19 protein-coding genes, 2 tRNA genes and 1 pseudogene are annotated in these 17,021 nt (G+C 67.0%); 14 read left to right on the plus strand and 8 right to left on the minus strand.

Features of this window, described 5'->3' with window-relative positions:
- Positions 1-13: 13 nt before the first annotated feature.
- The 5 genes from L2D01_04895 to L2D01_04915 all read left to right on the plus strand — a co-directional run bounded on the left by L2D01_04895 (position 14) and on the right by L2D01_04915 (position 1,992).
- On the plus strand, positions 14-157 hold the full coding sequence (locus tag L2D01_04895; protein ID WBQ11122.1) for a hypothetical protein: 144 nt from the start codon (positions 14-16) through the stop codon (positions 155-157).
- Positions 154-540, plus strand: coding sequence for a hypothetical protein (locus tag L2D01_04900; GenBank protein WBQ11123.1), 387 nt, complete (start codon positions 154-156; stop codon positions 538-540). The genes L2D01_04895 and L2D01_04900 overlap by 4 nt, the downstream gene beginning before the upstream one ends.
- A complete protein-coding gene (locus L2D01_04905) occupies positions 537-731 on the plus strand; it encodes a helix-turn-helix transcriptional regulator (protein WBQ11124.1) in 195 nt (64 codons plus the stop codon). The genes L2D01_04900 and L2D01_04905 overlap by 4 nt, the downstream gene beginning before the upstream one ends.
- A 144-nt stretch (positions 732-875) precedes the next feature.
- The gene (locus L2D01_04910) at positions 876-1,388 is read left to right on the plus strand and encodes a curlin-associated protein (protein ID WBQ11125.1); all 513 of its coding nucleotides are present in this window, start codon (positions 876-878) and stop codon (positions 1,386-1,388) included.
- Between the two features lie 112 nt (positions 1,389-1,500).
- Positions 1,501-1,992, plus strand: a complete 492-nt coding sequence (locus L2D01_04915) for a hypothetical protein (protein WBQ11126.1) — start codon at positions 1,501-1,503, stop codon at positions 1,990-1,992.
- Between the two features lie 99 nt (positions 1,993-2,091).
- Here L2D01_04915 and L2D01_04920 read toward each other — a convergent pair whose 3' ends face one another.
- Positions 2,092-2,625, minus strand: coding sequence for a TIGR00730 family Rossman fold protein (locus L2D01_04920; protein WBQ11127.1), 534 nt, complete (start codon positions 2,623-2,625; stop codon positions 2,092-2,094).
- A 148-nt stretch (positions 2,626-2,773) separates the two neighbouring features.
- Here L2D01_04920 and L2D01_04925 point away from each other — a divergent pair, with 148 nt between their 5' ends.
- Positions 2,774-3,751 carry an Ig-like domain-containing protein gene (locus L2D01_04925; protein WBQ11128.1) on the plus strand — a complete coding sequence of 326 codons (978 nt, stop codon included), beginning with the start codon at positions 2,774-2,776 and terminating at the stop codon, positions 3,749-3,751.
- Between the two features lie 50 nt (positions 3,752-3,801).
- Entirely contained in the window at positions 3,802-5,664 is a 1,863-nt protein-coding gene (locus L2D01_04930; protein WBQ11129.1) for an ABC transporter ATP-binding protein/permease, read from the plus strand.
- A gap of 76 nt (positions 5,665-5,740) precedes the next feature.
- On the opposite strand, the gene L2D01_04935 is transcribed toward L2D01_04930, so the two are convergent.
- Positions 5,741-5,815, minus strand: a tRNA-Asn gene (locus tag L2D01_04935).
- Positions 5,816-6,167: 352 nt separating this feature from the next.
- Here L2D01_04935 and L2D01_04940 point away from each other — a divergent pair.
- Positions 6,168-6,524 carry a DUF962 domain-containing protein gene (locus L2D01_04940; GenBank protein WBQ11130.1) on the plus strand — a complete coding sequence of 119 codons (357 nt, stop codon included), beginning with the start codon at positions 6,168-6,170 and terminating at the stop codon, positions 6,522-6,524.
- 26 nt (positions 6,525-6,550) lie between these two features.
- On the opposite strand, the gene L2D01_04945 is transcribed toward L2D01_04940, so the two are convergent.
- Positions 6,551-6,624 (minus strand) — tRNA-Cys (locus L2D01_04945).
- A 174-nt stretch (positions 6,625-6,798) separates the two neighbouring features.
- On the opposite strand from L2D01_04945, the gene L2D01_04950 reads away from it, so the two are divergent.
- The 4 genes and pseudogenes from L2D01_04950 (at position 6,799) to L2D01_04965 (ending at position 9,634) form a co-directional block, all read left to right on the plus strand.
- Positions 6,799-7,452, plus strand: coding sequence for a protein-L-isoaspartate O-methyltransferase (locus tag L2D01_04950; GenBank protein ID WBQ11131.1), 654 nt, complete (start codon positions 6,799-6,801; stop codon positions 7,450-7,452).
- Positions 7,453-7,575: 123 nt separating this feature from the next.
- Positions 7,576-8,937, plus strand: a complete 1,362-nt coding sequence (locus L2D01_04955) for a TolC family outer membrane protein (protein ID WBQ11132.1) — start codon at positions 7,576-7,578, stop codon at positions 8,935-8,937.
- Between the two features lie 94 nt (positions 8,938-9,031).
- Positions 9,032-9,127: pseudogene (locus L2D01_04960) on the plus strand (DUF2497 domain-containing protein).
- A 327-nt stretch (positions 9,128-9,454) separates the two neighbouring features.
- Positions 9,455-9,634 carry a DUF2497 domain-containing protein gene (locus tag L2D01_04965; GenBank protein WBQ11619.1) on the plus strand — a complete coding sequence of 60 codons (180 nt, stop codon included), beginning with the start codon at positions 9,455-9,457 and terminating at the stop codon, positions 9,632-9,634.
- 85 nt (positions 9,635-9,719) lie between these two features.
- Here L2D01_04965 and L2D01_04970 read toward each other — a convergent pair whose 3' ends face one another.
- Positions 9,720-10,211 (minus strand): MaoC family dehydratase, encoded by a 492-nt coding sequence (locus L2D01_04970; GenBank protein WBQ11133.1) that lies wholly within the window; start codon positions 10,209-10,211, stop codon positions 9,720-9,722.
- A 62-nt stretch (positions 10,212-10,273) separates the two neighbouring features.
- On the opposite strand from L2D01_04970, the gene L2D01_04975 reads away from it, so the two are divergent.
- Entirely contained in the window at positions 10,274-13,522 is a 3,249-nt protein-coding gene (locus L2D01_04975; GenBank protein ID WBQ11134.1) for a S41 family peptidase, read from the plus strand.
- Positions 13,519-13,860: an Hpt domain-containing protein gene (locus L2D01_04980; GenBank protein ID WBQ11135.1), complete on the plus strand. Its 342-nt coding sequence runs from the start codon at positions 13,519-13,521 to the stop codon at positions 13,858-13,860. The genes L2D01_04975 and L2D01_04980 overlap by 4 nt, the downstream gene beginning before the upstream one ends.
- A gap of 29 nt (positions 13,861-13,889) precedes the next feature.
- Here the strand turns inward: L2D01_04980 and L2D01_04985 are convergent, their stop codons facing one another.
- From L2D01_04985 to L2D01_05000, 4 genes are all read right to left on the minus strand, one after another.
- Positions 13,890-14,243: a chorismate mutase gene (locus tag L2D01_04985; protein ID WBQ11136.1), complete on the minus strand. Its 354-nt coding sequence runs from the start codon at positions 14,241-14,243 to the stop codon at positions 13,890-13,892.
- A gap of 66 nt (positions 14,244-14,309) precedes the next feature.
- Positions 14,310-15,485: a VWA domain-containing protein gene (locus L2D01_04990; GenBank protein WBQ11137.1), complete on the minus strand. Its 1,176-nt coding sequence runs from the start codon at positions 15,483-15,485 to the stop codon at positions 14,310-14,312.
- A 15-nt stretch (positions 15,486-15,500) separates the two neighbouring features.
- Positions 15,501-16,346, minus strand: a complete 846-nt coding sequence (locus L2D01_04995) for a MoxR family ATPase (GenBank protein ID WBQ11138.1) — start codon at positions 16,344-16,346, stop codon at positions 15,501-15,503.
- 270 nt (positions 16,347-16,616) lie between these two features.
- On the minus strand, positions 16,617-16,985 hold the full coding sequence (locus tag L2D01_05000) for a VOC family protein (protein WBQ11139.1): 369 nt from the start codon (positions 16,983-16,985) through the stop codon (positions 16,617-16,619).
- Positions 16,986-17,021: the final 36 nt, after the last annotated feature.

Below are 17,021 nucleotides of genomic sequence, written 5' to 3' on the forward strand. Positions count from 1 at the left end.
GATGGAGACAGGAATGGTGGAACGATCCCGGGCGGTCGATGGATTATGGTGCGGGGCCCTGGCGCTGGCGGCTGTCGCGGCGGCGGGTGATCTGGTCCCCTGGATGACGGATATGGCCAGCCAGCTGGCGGCCCTGATGCAGGAGGCGCGCGCATGACCCCGGCCGCCAAACGCTACACTGTGCGGTTTCTGTCCCTGATGGCGGGCTACGCACTGGCGGTGATAGGGGCGACCCTTGTGCTGCGCCACATGGATCCGTCCGGCCCGGTGCGGGTGATTCTCGCCCTGATCCCGGTGATCCCGGCCCTGCTGGCCTTGCGCGAGTTTGTGATCTTCCTGCGGGCCATGGACGAGGTGCAGGCGCGCATCCATGCCGAATCAATCCTCATCGCGGCGGGCGTGGTCAGCTTCGCGGCGTTCAGCTGGGGCTTTCTGGAAAGCTGGGCCGATGCGCCGGCGATCCCGGTCATCTATGTCCTCCCGGCCATGGCGCTGGTCTGGGGCGTGGTCGTGCCCTTCGTATCGAGGCGCTTCAAATGAAGAACCGCATCCATGTGCTGCGCGCCGAGCGGCGCTGGAGCCAAGCGGAGCTGGGCGAGCGGGTTGGCGTGTCCAGGCAGGCGATCAATGCGGTGGAGACGGGCAAGCACGACCCCTCGCTCAGCCTCGCCTTCAAGCTCGCCGAGGTGTTTGACACGCGCATCGAGGACGTGTTCGACCCCAAGGGCTGAGCCGGTTCTGGCCTGAACGGCGCGTTCATCTGTCCCAACGGCGAGTGAACGCGCCGCTCTGTGTGCGTTCACCCTCGATCCTTCAGTCTCCTCATCACTGGCGGGCGACACCGCCGCCGGGATGAAACCAGAGGAGACTACGCCATGTTCAAGAAATTCATGCTGGCCACGGGCCTCAGCCTGACCATGCTCGCCGGCACCGTGTCGGCGGCGGAAGCCCAGCAGCGCAACCGCGTCAACATCAACCAGGCCGGCTACGCCAACGAGCTGTCGGCGCGCCAGGTTGGCCCGCAGAACCGGCTCTATATCGATCAGCGCGGCGCCTATAACTACGTCCAGACCATCCAGGACGGTTCGCGCAACGGCGTGACTGTGGGTCAGGCCGGGCGCGCCAACAACGCCTATGCCGACCAGCTGGGCCGCAACAACACCGCCGTGATCGGCCAGGACGGCGGCTATAACAGCGCCGGCGCCATTCAGACCGGCCGCAACAACACGGTCGGCGTCGCCCAGATGGGCTATGGCCACAGCGCCTCGACCAATCAGACCGGCGCGAACAACTCGCTGGGCGTGATCCAGGTCGGCTCCGGCCAGCGCGCCAATGTGCGCCAGTCCGGCAACGGCAATGTCGCCCTGGTGATCCAGGGCAGCCACTAACGGGGACGGCCAAGACCCGCACCGGGTTCTGGTTCCCCGCCCGCGGCAAGGGACGGGCGCATGACGCGCCCGTCCCGGCCCCGCCGGTTCTCGATCACAAAGGAGATCGATCATGACCGCATCCAAGTTCAAATCCGCCCTGATGCTCGCCGCCGGCGCTGCATCAGCACTGGCCCTGGCGGGCGGCGCCAGCGCCCAGTCCGCCGATCCGTGCTGGCTGGAAGTCGGGACCGGCCGCTCCCATGGCGTGCTGCAGGCCTATGCAGCCCCGCGCCTGGCCGGCTCGTTCGAGCTGACCGTGCGTCAGGACGGCGGCAATGGCGATCTGCTGGTGGACCAGTCGGGCAATTTCTCGCCCTATAACTACTGGCCGACCAATCTGTCGCGCGTCGTTGTCGGCGCCACCGGACTGCGTCCGCACCAGGCCAATTTCTGGCGCAATGCGTGGGCCGCCCAGCCGGGCACGACCATCATCGCCAGCTCCGGCGATCGCCGCGCGGCGCCGGGCGCCCTGCCTGCCGAAGCGTACGGCTTCCGCGCCGATCTGCGGGTGTACGACCACAATGGCCGCCTGATCTGCCGCCGGACCGAGCAATGGCTGTAGGGCTGAACGCTCTTTCAGTCACGATCTGGAGGTCGCCGTGACCCGACCCATATGCCAAGGCCCCTGTGCTGGCGGCGTTCGATATGAGCGCCGCCAGCGCTATTGAGGGTTCAGCGCGGCGAGGGCTGACGCCGGATCCGGGTGAAAGCTCAGCGCGTCCAGCAAGCCCGCATCGGCGAAGCCGCTTGCGGCCACATGGTTCAGCAGCACTTCCAGCGGCGCCCAGAACCCGGTCCCCACAAACGCCGCAGGCTTCAAATGCATCCCGTTCTGGCGCTGAACGATCATGTCAAAGACTTCTTCCAGCGTGCCCGCGCCGCCCGGCAGGATCAGAAATGCATCCGCCTCGGCCGCCATCATCGCCTTGCGTGAGGCCAGGGTGGCTGTAATGCGCAGCTCTACGCCCTCCTGAGCGCCCTCCGAGGGGATCAGAAATTCGGGGATGACGCCCAGAACCGGTCCGCCTCCGGCCAGCGCCGCGCGCGCCGCTTCGCCCATCAGCCCGGTCTGCGCGCCGCCATAAACCAGGCGCAGCCCTGCGCGGGCCACGGCCTGACCGGTCTCGCGCGCCATGGCGGCGAAGGCCGGGTCGTGACCTGCGCCTGAACCGCAATACAGGCAGATACTCCGCATTTTCGCCTTATCCCCCTGCACACTGTCATGAAACGTCATGAATCGCGCGTTGAAACGCGCGCGGCGGCGGTCCAGCATTAGCAACAGGGCCGCTCTGGCGCGAGCCTTGCTTGTCGTCAGTTTCCTTCGTCCTGCCAGGAGTCGGCACATGGCCGCCACGCGCACCTTTGTCATCTGCACGGTTCTCTTCATCGCCGCGATTGCGGCGGCGGCGGCCTTCATCGTGATGCGCCCGGCGCCGGCGCCAACTCCTGCGTCGGCCGCGCCGGATCCGGCCGCCGCCGTTTCACAGCCCGCTCCGGTCGCCCTGACTGCGCCCAGCTTTGACATTGTGCGGGTGGACCCGCGCGGCACCGCGGTGCTGGCCGGACGCGGCGCGCCGGGATCACGCGTGGCGCTGATGTCCGGGGATCAGGAAATTGCGTCGGTCGAGATCGATGCAGCGGGCGAATGGGTGATGATCGTGGACCGCCCGCTGCCGGCCGGATCGGTTGAGCTGTCGCTGATCATGGTCACGCCCGATGGCCAGGAAATCCGGTCTGATCAAGTGGTGGTGGTCTCTGTCCCCGAAAGCCGCGACCGCACGCCGCTGGTGGTGCTTGGCCGTCCGGGCGAGGCGAGCCGGGTGCTGCAAAGCCCGTTCGATGGCGTCTCCATGGGGCCGCTGAGCCTGGAAACCGTCGACTATGACGAAAGCGGGTCAGTGATCTTCGCCGGCCGCGCCGAGCCGGGTTCGTCCGTGCGCGTGATCGCCGACGGCCAGGTGGTCGGCCAGACCACCGCCGGACCCAATGGCCGCTGGACCGTTCAGGCCGGGCGGGACTTCGCGCCGGGCGTCTATAATCTGCAGGTCGATCAGCTCGACGCCGACGGGCGCGTGACCGCCGTCATCGCCCTGCCGTTCGAGCGGGCGAGCGCTGAAGACGCGCTGGCCGCGCGCGAGGCCGGGCGGGTCGTGGTGCAGCCTGGCAACTCGCTCTGGCGCATTGCGCGCCGCCTCTACGGCGACGGGGTGCAATACACGGTGATCTATCAGGCCAACCGCGAGCAGATCCGCGATCCCGACCTGATTTATCCCGGACAGGTGTTCCGCGCGCCCGGGAGCGACGGCGCCGGCGGCAGATAGCCGCCGCTCGTATCTGGCGCCGGGAGGCATTGCGCCCTAATTAGGGATCAATGTCCCCGCCCGCCCAGACCGATCCCCTTGATGGACCCGCGCCCGAAGGCCGCCTCTCAGAGGCGGTGGGGCGGCTATTTGTCATTCTCTCCGGCCCCCAGATGGCGCGCTGGCGCTGGCGGATGGGCCTGGCCTTCCTGATCACGCTCATCGCCAAAGGCTTCTCGGTGGCTGCGCCCGTGGCGTTCGGCGAGGGGATCAATACGCTCACCGATGCATTGGGTGAGGAGGGCGGACCCGGCCCGGGCGCGTTTGCGGCAGCGGCCGGACTCATCATCGCCTATGGCGCGCTGCGTTTCGCCGCCACCGGCGCGCCGCAGCTGCGCGATGCGCTGTTCTCGCCGGTCTCCCATGACGCCCAGCGCCTGACGGCGGTGCAGGGGTTCGCGCATGTGCAGGCGCTGTCGCTGACCTATCACCAGACCAAGCGCACCGGGGCGGTGAACCGGGTGATTGATCGCGGCGCCAACGCCGTTGATTTCCTTTTGCGCTTCCTGGTCTTCAACATCCTGCCGGCCATCGTGGAGCTGGCGCTGGCCGCCAGCGTCGCCGCCGTTCTGTATGGCTGGGAGTTCTCGGTGATCATCGTGGCCGCGGTGGCCGGCTACGCCCTGGTGACATACCAGATGACGCAGTGGCGCGTGAAAATCCGCCGCCAGATGAATGAGGCCGACACCGAGGTGAATGCCCGCGCGGTGGACACGCTGACGAATTTTGAAACGGTCAAAGCCTTCGCCGCCGAAGACCGCGAGGCCGGGCGCTTTGACGAGGCCAAGAGCCGGTATGCCGAAGCTGCGGTGAAGTCCGAGCAGAGCCTGGCCGCGCTCAACGCCGCCCAGGCCGCGATCATGAATGGCGGCCTGCTGGCCGTGGCGCTGCTGGGCGCCTGGATGGCGCTGCAGGGCCAGCTGCAGGTGGGCGATATCGCCGCGCTGACGCTGATGCTGATGCAGGTCTATCAGCCGCTGAACATTCTGGGCTGGGCCTATCGCGAGATCAAACAAGCCAGCGTCGATCTCGAACGCCTGTTCCAGGTGCTGCGCCTGAAGCCCGAAGTCGCCGACCAGCCCGGCGCATCCACATTGAAAGTGACCGGCGGCGCGGTGCGTTTTTCCAATGTCAGCTTCGCCCACGATGGCCGCGACCGCTCGGTGGACAATATCGATCTGGAGATTCCTCCTGGCGCGTTTGTCGGCTTCGCCGGGCCTTCGGGCGCGGGCAAGTCCACCCTTTTACGCCTCCTCTTCCGCTTCTATGATCCGGCGTCTGGCCGCATTGAGATTGACGGGCAGGACATTGCGGGCGTCACCCAGTCGTCCCTGCGCGGCCAGCTCGGCCTGGTGCCGCAGGACGTGGTGCTGTTCAACACCACTTTGCGCCAGAACATTCTCTATGGCCGCCCCGACGCAGACGACGCCGCGCTGGCGGACGCGGTGGCGCGCGCACGGCTGAAGGACTTCATCGACGCCCTTCCGCTGGGCCTCGACACGCGGGTGGGCGAGCGCGGGCTGAAACTTTCCGGCGGCGAAAAGCAGCGTGTGGGCGTGGCGCGCGCCATCCTGAAAGACCCGCCCATCCTGATCCTGGACGAGGCGACCTCGGCGCTGGATTCGCGCACCGAAGGCGAGGTGCAGGCCGCCATCGCCGAGGCCGCGCGCGGCCGCACCACGCTGGCCGTCGCCCACCGCCTGTCCACCATTGCGCGCGCCGACCGCCTGTTCATCCTGGACGCCGGACGCATCGCCGAAACGGGCACCCACGCCGAGCTGCTGGCCCGCGGCGGGCTCTATGCCAGCATGTGGGCCGCGCAGATCGAGGCGGGCGAGGTGGCGCCGGTGCTGGCGGCGGCGCCGGCGCGCTGAGAGGCTGGCGCGGCGATCACTGCGAGGCGGCAACACAGCGGCGCGCCTTCGCTCACGATAATGTCTCTAAAAGAAGTGGCTCCCCGGGCCGGATTCGAACCAGCGACCGATCGATTAACAGTCGATTGCTCTACCACTGAGCTACCGGGGAATGCGCCGTCAGGGACGGAGGACGGTCTTTAGCAACGCCGTGCACAGCGTGCAAGCCGCCCGCGGCGCCCCGTTGCACCCTTGCCGGACACCGGGTCAAAAAAAATCGGGAGCCGATGGGGCTCCCGAAAAGGCATTGGGTGGATGGTGGGGTGTCTTCGAGGGAAGACGCGTAAAGAAATACCGAATCACCGGTTAACGCCGCCCTAACGTTAACGGAAAATTCCGGAACTTGTCTGGTGCCGCCGGGCATCATCCGCCAAGGCGTTTCGCGCCGCCGCCCGGTCATGCTAGCCTCGAGAAAACAGCAGGCGGGCACAGACCCCGCCGCGTTCGATCCGGGAGATAGTCATATGGCCAGACGCGCTGACACCTATGCCGGGTTCTGGCCCTATTATCTGCGCGAGCACGCGCTCACCCCCACGCGCTACCTGCATTATGCCGGCACGGTGCTGGCCACGTCGGCGCTGGTGTTCGCGCTGGTCACCCAGACCTGGTGGGCGCTGATCCTGTTTCCGGTGTTCGGGTATGGCTTCGCCTGGGTCAGCCACGCGTTTGTCGAGCGTAACAAGCCGGCCACGTTCGACCATCCGCTCTGGTCGCTGATCAGTGATTACCGGATGACGTTCCTAGCCTTCACCGGCCGGCTGCGCCCCCACCTGATCGAGGCCGGGGTGCTGGATCACCCGAACGCGGCGGCGGCGAAGTAAAACCTGCCGGTTCGGGAGAGGGGCTCTGGAGGCGCCACCCGGAATCGAACCGGGGTGCAAGGATTTGCAGTCCTCTGCGTCACCACTCCGCCATGGCGCCGCTCCTGAGCAGAACCCCTTTCATAGCCAAGGGCGGCGCGCCCCGCAACGCGCTTGACTGCAGCGCACTGCATGCGCATCGCCCCGCGCCTTGCCGCCTGGGAAGCGGGCGGGATATAAGCGCGGCGGTCACTGTTTCGTCCGCACCGCCGGACCAGCCACAAGGTCGCGCCCCGTGTCCGATTTCACCCAGGCCCGCCTCGCCATGGTCAACAGTCAGGTGCGTCCCAGCGACGTGACGGACATCCGCCTTCAGGACGCCATGGCCGCCGTGCCGCGCGAGCGCTTTGTGCCCAAGTCCCAGATGGGGCGCGCCTACGCTGACACGCAGATCGCCCTGCCGGGCGGGCGCGCCATGTTGAGCCCGCGCGATTTCGCCAAGCTGGCCCAGGCCGCGAAGATCCTCTCGACTGACGTGGTGCTCGATATCGCCTGCGGGCTCGGCTACTCGACCGCCGTGCTGGCGCGCCTGGCCGAGACGGTGGTCGGGCTGGAAAGCGATGCGGCCATGGCCGCCAAGGCGGGCGACCGGCTGGCGGCGGCGGGGGCGGACAACGCTGTCATCGTGGAAGGCCCGCTGGCGGAAGGCATGCCCGGACAGGGGCCCTTCAATGTGATCTTCGTCAACGGCGCCGTCGCCGAGGCGCCCGCCGCCTGGCTCGACCAGCTGGCCGAGGGCGGACGCCTGGTGGTGGTCCTGCGCTCGGGCGAGGTGGGACGCGCCAAGGTGTTCACCCGTTCGGCCCGATCCATCGGCGATCGGGCCGTCTTTGATTCTGCGCCGCCTTTCCTTCCCGGGTTCGAACCCCAGCCGGGATTCGTATTCTGAGGAGGCGCCAGCGCGCCACACTCGCAAAAATTTAATGAAGTGAACGCTGTTCACTTTTGCTTTCGCGCTATATGTGACCAGATAAACGCTGAACCGGGTAAGCTCGAAGGGCATGAGGGCGCCATGAAATTTCTGATCACGGCTGCATTGGCGGCGGGACTGGCGGCTGCCGCGGCGCCTTCTGGCTGGTCCCAGTCACTCGAAGAGACGCTCTCGGCGGCCTACCGCACCAATCCCCAGCTCCAGGCCGAGCGCGCGCGCCTGCGCCAGAGCGCCGAGGGCGTGATCCAGGCCCGTTCGGCGCTGCTGCCAAGCCTTTCAGCCAGCGGGACGCTGTCGGAATCCGAAACCTGGGGGGCCGGCGGCATTGGCGGTGCGGGCGGCGGCGGGGACGGGTCCAGCTCGGTCGGCGCGCAGCTCAGCCAGCCGCTCTATCGCGGCGGCCGCACCCGCGGCTCGATCAATGCGGCTGAAGCGCGCCTGGAAGCCGGACGCGAACGCCTGCGCGCGGTGGAGCAGAACGTGCTGTTCGACGCTGTGTCGGCCCACGCCAATGTGACGCGCGACCAGCAAATCGTCTCCATCCGCTCCAATAACGTGGAGGTGCTGGGCGAACAGCTGCGGGCGGCGCGCGACCGGTTCGAGGTTGGCGAGATCACCCGCACCGATGTCGCCCAGGCCGAAGCGCGCCTGTCGGGCGCGCGCGCCCAGCTGTCGGGCGCCCAGGCGGCGCTGGCGGCGTCGCGCGCGGCCTATGCCCGCGTCACCGGAGTTGAACCGGTGCAGCCGGAACTGATCGGCCCGGGCGCCGGACTGCCCGAGGCGCTGGACGGCGCCCAGAACCTGGCGCTGGACAATAATCCTGACCTGCGCGCGGTGGAGTTCAACGAGCTGGCCGCCCGCGAAGGCATCCGCGTGGCGCGCGGCGCGCTGCTGCCGGAAGTGTCGCTCAGCGCCTCGGTCAATGAGAGCCGCGATTCGGCGTTTTCCGGTGACGGGCGCGGCTCGGCCTCGGTGCAGGCGCGCGTCAGCGTGCCGATCTTCACCGGCGGCCTGAACCGGTCGCGCGTGCGCGAGGCGCAGGCCTCGGCGGACGAAGCGCGCCTCGCCGGTCTGACCACGCGCCGTCAGGTCATCGAGGCGGTGTCCAATGCCTGGAACACCTATCTGGCCGCGCAGGCGGTGATCGAATCGAGCCGCGAAGCGGTGCGCGCCAACGAGATCGCGTTCGAAGGCGTGGAGCAGGAGGCCTTTGTCGGGCTTCGCACGACGCTGGACGTGCTCAACGCCGAGCAGGAATTGCTCAACTCGCGCCTTGAACTGGTGCGCGCCGAACGTGATCTGGCGGTGGCGAGCTATGGTTTGCTGCAGACGCTCGGCCTGCTCAGCGCCCGCGATCTGGAGCTTCCGGTCGACGACGAAACCGCGATCGGTGATGACAGCCGGTCGCGTTGGCCTAACTTCAGCTTAATCCCCTGGAATTAGGGTGCTCTGACGCGTCCCGAATGCTGGACAGGGACGCGCGGTAGCGCCTAAGTTCGGCGCAACCGTTTCCCCTCGACGGAGCAAGGACATCGTTATGGCTCAGGAAAGCGCCGACCAGGAACCGACAATGGAGGAAATCCTCGCCTCCATTCGCCGCATCATCAACGAAGATGCTGAGCCCAAGCCGGCGCAAGAGGCCGCTCCGGAGCCGCAAGCGGCTGCAGAACCCGCGCCTGAGCCGGAACCTGAGCCTGTGGATATGGCAGAGGACGACGTGCTGGAGCTGACAGATCGCGTCGAGGACGACGCCGTGTCCGGCGGCACCGCGCCGATGGCCATCGCCGATGATCTCATGATCATTGATCGCGAAGACGAACCCGAGCCGGAACCTGAGCCCGAGCCGGCCCCTGAGCCCGTCGCCGCAGCGCGCCCCGCGCGCGAGCCGGAACCGGTGCCTCAGCCCGAGCCGGACGACGACTCGCTCCTGGACGCGGCGCCGGCCAGCCTGGCCGCGGGCATGTTCGCGGCGCTGTCGGACAATCTGCGTGTGTCGTCCGACCAGGGTCAGACCCTGGAAGGCATTGTGCGCGAAATGATGCGCCCGATGCTCAAGAAGTGGCTGGACGACAATCTTCCGGCCATCGTGGAAGAGAAGGTCCAGGCGGAAGTCGAGCGCATCGCGCGCCGCCGCCGCTGATCTGAAGCGGCCAGTCTGAATCACAAAGCCCCGGACCTGGTGTCCGGGGCTTTTGCGTTCGGCGAGGCCGTGGACGCCGCGCGCGTCAGCCGGTGACGACGAGGCTCAGCCAGCGGGCAGCCAGAGCCGGGGTGGGGAAATTCTCGATCTCCACTTCCACATCATGGGCGAGCTGGATCTGTCCGGGCTTGCGCTGATCGGCGGAGGCCAGCGTGAACTTGCCGCGAATGCGCGCGCCCACCGGCACCGGGCTCAGAAAGCGCACCTTGTCGAAGCCGTAATTGATGCCGATGGCCTTGTCGGGGAAGGCGGGCAGGCACTGGGCTGCGAAATGGCTGAGCATGGAAAGGGTCAGAAACCCGTGGGCGATGGGGCCACCGAACGGGGTCTCGGCCTTGGCCCGTTCCGGGTCCACATGGATGAACTGGTGATCGAGCGTGATGTCGGCAAACCCGTTGACCTGGGTCTGGTCCACAAGGAACCAGTCCGAATGCCGGGTGGCGCCGATGCGGGATTGGAAGTCCTGAGCGTCTGTCATGGCCGCAATTGACCCGCGCCGCACCTCGGCGTCAAGCATGGCGCTTGCCCGTCTGCCGTGGTCATGCCAGCGTGACGTCCTGAATTTACGGGGAGAATATGATGCGCGCGATTCTGGCGGGGCTTGCAGCGGCGTTGATCTGGACAGGGGCGGCGCTGGCCGATGTGACGGAGCATTGGCTGCGTCACGCGGCGGTGGCTCCGGACGGGACCCAGATCGTCTTCTCCGCGCACGGACAGCTCTGGCGCGTCAGCGCCGAGGGCGGGACGGCTTCGCCCATCACCACCGGGGAAGGGTGGAGCGGCCATCCGGTCTGGTCGCCGGACGGGTCCATGATCGCGTTCGCCAATGACCGGTTCGGCAATCTCGACATTTTCGCCATGCGCGCTGACGGGTCGCAGGTGTCGCGCCTGACCTATCATTCAGCCGATGACCGCCCGTCGGACTTCTCCCCCGATGGTCAGCGCGTTCTGTTCAGCTCGGCGCGCGGCGCGTCTGTGCAGTCGAGCTATTTTCCGACCGGCGCTCTGCCTGAATTGTATGAGATCGCCATCAGCGGCGGCGCGCCGCGCATGGTGTCCACCGTGCCCGCCAATGAGGCGCGCTGGAGCCCGGACGGAACGCGAATCGCCTACCGCCAGGAGCGCGCCTATGAGAGCACGGAACGCCAGCGTGACGTGTCCTCCTTCGCCCGCGATGTGTGGGTGTTCGATGTGGCGACGGGCGCGCACGAGAATGTCTCCGTCAATCCGGGCGGCGATCACGCCCCGGCCTGGGCCGATGACGGATCGCTTTTGCTGTTGTCGGAAATCGATGGCGGGGCGTTCAATGTCCACCATCTCGATCTTGAGACCGGCGCGCGCACGCCGCTGACCGATCACACGCCGCATCCGGCGCGCGATCTGTCGGTCAGCGGCGACGGGCTGGCGGTCTACACCTGGCACGGCGATATCTACCGGGTGCGCCGGGGTGACGCGCCGCAAAGGCTTGATATCCGCCTGTCGGCGCCGCCCCTGCGCGATGCGCCGCGTCCCTTCCCGGTGGCGGGCCGGATCAGCGAGTTTGCGGTGTCGCCCGATGGCCAGGAGCTGGCGTTCGTGGCGCGCGGCGAGGTGTTCGTCACGGCGGCTGATTTCTCCACCACGGTGCGCCTGACCAACAGCCCCGAGCAGGAGCGCTCGGTGAGCTTCTCGCCCGATGGCCGCTCGGTGCTCTACGCTTCGAACCGCGACGGCGCCTGGGCGATTTACGAGACCAGCCTGACCGATACGTCCGAGCCGCGCTTCTCCGCCGCCACCGCCTGGCGCGAGCGCCTGGTCTACAGCCAGCCCGGCGGCGAAGCCTTCCAGCCGGCCTACAGCCCGAACGGCGAGCTGATCGCCTTCATCGATAACCGCGACGCCATCAGCGTCGTGACCCGTCAGGGCCGCAACCGGCGCACCGTGTTCGGGCCTGAGCTCAATTATTCCTACTCGGATGGCGATCTGCAGTTCTCGTGGTCGCCGGATTCGCGCTGGATCGCGTCGAGCTTCACGCCGGGCAATTTCTTCTACGCCAATATCGGCGTGGCGCCGGCGGACGGGTCCGCGCCGCCACGCGACATCACCCTGACCGGCTATGGCGACTACGCCCCGCAATGGCATGAGGGCGGCGGCGCCATTGTCTGGGTGTCCAACCGTTATGGTCCGCGCAGCCACGGCAGCTGGGGCGCCCAGCAGGACGTGATGGCCGGGTTCCTGACCCAGTCGGCCTGGGACCGGTTCAATCTCACCGAACAGGAACGCGCCCTGGCCGAGGAGATGGAGGAGGACGACGAGGCCGGCGAGCGCGATGGCGCCCTGGCTGACTTCTTCAATTGGATCGGCGCGGCGCTGGAGGGTCCCGCCCAGCTCGATCTGGACGCCGTGGAGCAGCGCACCCGGCGCCTGACCATCCATTCGTCGGAACTGGCCGATGCGCGGCTCAATTCCGATTTGTCGGCGCTGTATTATCTCGCCCGGTTCGAGGGCGGGTTTGATCTGTGGATGCACGATCTGCACAAGGGCGAAACCAAGCGCATCGCCCAGCTCAATGCCCGCAGCGCCAGCCTGCAGCTGGCTGACGATTCCACCGCCTTCCTTCTGGTCGACGGCAATCTGCGCAAGGTCACCCTGCCGGGCGGCACGGTGACGCCGGTGGCCATCACCGCCGAGGTGAGCCTGCGCGCCGATTCCGAGCGCGCCCATCTGTTCGAGCATGTCTGGCGCCAGGTACAAGACAAATTCTACGATCCTGACTTCCACGGCGTCGACTGGCCGGCCATGCGCGCGGCGTATGAGCCCAAGCTCGCCGGGGTCTCCACCAGCCGCGATTTCGCACTGCTGATGTCGGAAATGCTGGGCCAGCTCAATGCCAGTCATACCGGCATGCGCTACCGCCCGCAGGACACCGGTAATGTGAACGATTCCACAGCCTCGCTGGGCGTGATCTATGATCTCTCGGCTGACGTCCCCGGACTGGTGATCGCTGAAGTCCTGCCCGGCGGGCCGCTGGACCGGGACGGGTTCGACATCCGGCCCGGCGCACGCATCACCGCCATCGCCGGGACGACGCTGGAGGCCGGCGTCAACCCGTTCAGCCTGCTCAACCGGCGGGCCGGTCAGCGAATCCGCATCACGATCGAGCCTGCACGCGGCGGACGCGCGCGCGAGCTGACCGTACGCCCCTACAGCCAGGGTCAGGAGGGTCAGGCGCGCTATGACCGCTGGATCGAGCGGCGGCGCGCCATCGTGGAGGAGGCCTCGGGCGGTCGCATCGGCTACGCCCATATCCGCTCCATGAACGATACGGGCTACCGCCAGGTCTATGGCGAGCTGCTGGGCCGCAATTTCCATCGCGAGGCGGTGGTCATCGACACCCGCTTCAATGGCGGCGGCTGGCTGCACGATGATCTGCTCACCCTGCTCACGGGCGAGGATTATTTCCGGCTGCGGGCCCGAGACAGGATCATTCGCGGTGCGCCCGAGGAGCGCTGGTCGCGCCCCAGCGCCGTGGTCATGAACGAGGGCAATTACTCCAACGCCCACATGTTCCCCTATGTCTACCAGCTGTTCGGCGTCGGGCCGCTGGTGGGCATGCCGGTGCCGGGTACGGGCACGGCGGTGTGGTGGGAGACGCTGATGACCGGCGATCTGGTGTTCGGCATTCCCCAGCTGCCGGTGCTCGACCCCGATGACCGGCCGGTGGAGAATCAGGAGCTGCAGCCCGATATCCTCATCGACAACCCGCCCGCGGAAGCCGCGCGCGGCGAGGACGCCCAGCTTCAGGCCGCCGTGGCGGCGCTGATCGATATATTGGAGGCGCAGGAGTGAGTGAAGGCGAGCGAGGTGGCCTGACGGTGCTCGATCGCGCCCATCTGGCCATGTATAGCGGCGGGGATGCGGCGCTGGAGGCCGAATTGTTCGCCCTGCTGGAGGGTCAGATCGAGGCGTGCACGCAGCGCATGGCTCAGGCCGCGCCCGGCGATGCTCAGGCCTGGCGCGATGCGGCCCATACGCTCAAAGGCGCGGCGCGCGGCGTCGGGGCGATGCAGCTGGGCGAGGCGTGCGCCGCCGCGGAGACGCGGCCTCATGATGCGGGCGCGCTGGAAGCCGTCAGGACAGCGGCCAAGGCTGTGCGCGACGCCATGAGGCATGCGCGCGGGGCCTGAGAACGCGGCTGAGCCCGGGCTCGGCCGGCTCAGCCGCGCGTACGATCAAAGGTATCCAGCTCGTAGGCGATGGACTGCTCTACCAGTTCACGCCAGACCGGCTCGGCCAGCGTCACGGGCAGTCCGGCCCGGGCCGCCGCGTGGCAGACCTTTTCCACCACATCTTCGATACGGGCTTCATCACGCACGGCGTCGCGGTGCGGTTTGATGCGCGCGGCGGCAGCCATGTAGCGGGTGCGCTCGGCGATCAGGGCGACCAGTGCCCGGTCCAGCCGGTCCACGCCATCGCGCACACCGGACATGTCCTCGCAGGCCTGCGGCGCGGTGCGCGCGGCCAGATCCTCAAGGTCCAGTCCGGGGGGCAGGGGCGTGGAGCGAGTCATAATGCGAAACTTATAGGACGGCGATGCGCGCCGCCCAAGCGGGCGCGGCGCCGCAGGGCTGCGGGCTCAACGCGCCAGCGCCTTCATGGCCCGGTCCACCCCGTCCAGGGTGAGCGGGAACATGCGCTGGGGGCCGATGATCTCGCGCACCAGCTGAACTGAATAGGTATGCGCCCACCAGCTTTCCGGCGTAGGATTGAGCCAGACGGCATGGGGGTAGGTCTCCAGTATCCGGCGCAGCCAAACGCCGCCGGCCTCCTCATTCCAGTGCTCCACCGAGCCGCCGGGATGGGTGATCTCGCTGGGCGCCATGGCTGCGTCGCCGACGAACACGATCTTGTAGTCGCCAGGATACTTGTGGAGCACGTCCCAGACGGGAATGACTTCCACGCGGCGGCGCTGGTTGGAGCGCCACACCGCCTCGTAAGGGCAGTTGTGGAAGTAGAAATATTCGAGATTTTTGAACACCGAACGCGCCGCCGAGAACAGCCGCTCCGTCAGGTCGATATACGGGTCCATGGACCCGCCCACATCGAAGAAGACCAGCACCTTGATGGCGTTGCGCCGTTCGGGGCGCATTTTCACATCCAGATGGCCCTGGCGCGCGGTGGCGCTGATCGTGGCGTTAAGATCAAGCTCCTCAGCGGCGCCGTCCCGGGCGAAGCGGCGCAGGCGGCGCAGCGCGACCTTCAGATTGCGCGTGCCCAGCTCGCGATCTGAATCAAGATCCTTGAACCGGCGATGCTCCCAGACCTTGATCGCCTGCTTGTTGCGCGACTGGCCACCAATGCGCACGCCGGCCGGGTTCCAGCCGGAATGGCCATAGGGGCTGGTCCCGCCCGTGCCGATCCATTTACTGCCGCCTTCGTGGCGTTCCGATTGCTCTTTGAGGCGCTGCTGCAGCGTCTCCATCAGGGCGTCGAAATCCATCGCCTCGATGGCGGCCTTGTCCTCGTCGGACAGATGGCGCATCAGCTCGGCGCGCAGCCAGTCTTCGGGGACTTCATCGCCCTTGAACAGATCGCCCAGCGCCTCAATGCCTTCAAAGACGTGGGCGAACACCTTGTCGAACTTGTCGAAATGACGCTCGTCCTTGACCAGTGCGGCCCGGCTGACGGCGTAGAAACTGTCGAGATCAGCGTTGATGGCGCCCTTGTGCAGGGCTTCAAGCAGGGTCAGGTATTCCCGGGTGGAGACCGGGATTTTCGCCGCACGCAGCTCGGTGAAGAAGCGGTGGAACATGGCGCGGCGACCCGTCTATCCGCCGTCGCGGCGGGCCATGAAGGCCAGGCGCTCGAACAGCTGCACATCCTGCTCGTTCTTCAAAAGCGCGCCATGCATGGGCGGGATCAGCTTGCGCGGATCACGCTCGCGCAAAACCGCCGGGTCCACATCCTCGGCCAGGAGGAGTTTCAGCCAGTCCAGCAGTTCCGACGTGGACGGCTTTTTCTTGAGCCCCGGCACAGTGCGCATTTCGAAGAATTTGGTCAGGGCGTCCGACAGGAGCCGGCCCTTCAGATTGGGGAAGTGCACCTTGACGATCTGCTCCATCGTTTCCTCGTCAGGAAAAGCGATGAAGTGGAAGAAGCACCGGCGCAGGAAGGCGTCCGGCAGCTCCTTTTCGTTGTTGGAGGTGATGATCACCACGGGGCGGCGCTCGGCGCGGATGGTCTGCCCGGTCTCGTAAACATTGAATTCCATCCGGTCGAGCTCCTGGAGGAGATCGTTGGGAAATTCGATGTCGGCCTTGTCGATCTCGTCGATCAGCAGGACCGGGCGCTCGGGCGCGGTGAACGCCTCCCACAGCTTGCCCTTGCGGATGTAGTTGCTGACGTCGTGGACCCGGTCATCGCCCAGCTGGGAATCGCGCAGGCGCGCCACCGCGTCATATTCATACAGGCCCTGATGGGCCTTGGTGGTGGATTTGATGTGCCATTCCAGCAGCGGCGCCCCGAGGGAATCCGCCACCTGACGCGCCAGCTCGGTCTTGCCCGTGCCCGGCTCACCCTTCACCAGAAGCGGGCGCTCCAGAATGATCGCGGCATTGACCGCGGCGGCCAGCTCGTCTGTGGCCACATAGGACGCTGTGCCTTCAAATCGCATGACGGGTCAAATTTCCATTGGCTCGGGGCTCAAACCTGAAAGCGCATACTGAAACGGCGTTCGTCGCCGTGCAACCGACAGGCGCGTTTGCAGTGCAGCTATAGCGCGTAAGGTTATTTCCTTCCGAGGGAGGCCGATTTGTGGCCGGAACGTCGCCACTGCAACGCGCTGCGCCGCCAGCTGATGGGTCAGCAGTAACGCGCACACAACAGGCGGGGACGGCTGGCGGCGAGGAGGAGATCACCTCCCGCCGCCAGCTGGCCTACGGCCTCAGCCCATCACGAATGCGTTGAGCTTGTTGCCGTCAGGATCGCGGAAATAGGCGGCATAGAAGCCTTCGCCGCGCGGGCCCGGAGGGCCTTCGCATTTGCCGCCGTGCGCCAGCGCGATCTCGTACAAGCGGCGCACCTGGTCGGTGTCGCGTGCGGCCAGCGCCACCATCACGCCATTGCCGACGCTGGCGGGCTCGCCGTTGAACGGCAAGGTCAGGCCGATCCCCGCCGGTCCATCCGGCTTGCCCCAGGCGATAAAGCTGTCGCTTTCCATCATGCGCGGCGTGCCCAGTTCATTCGCCAGAGCGTCATAGAACGGCGCGGCCTTCTGGACGTCACGGCTGCCGAGCGTTACGTAGCCAATCATTGTTGTACTCCATTTGTTCCGGTCCGGTGACTATTG

The organism is Hyphomonadaceae bacterium ML37 (assembly GCA_027627685.1).
Lineage (GTDB): Bacteria > Pseudomonadota > Alphaproteobacteria > Caulobacterales > Maricaulaceae > Oceanicaulis.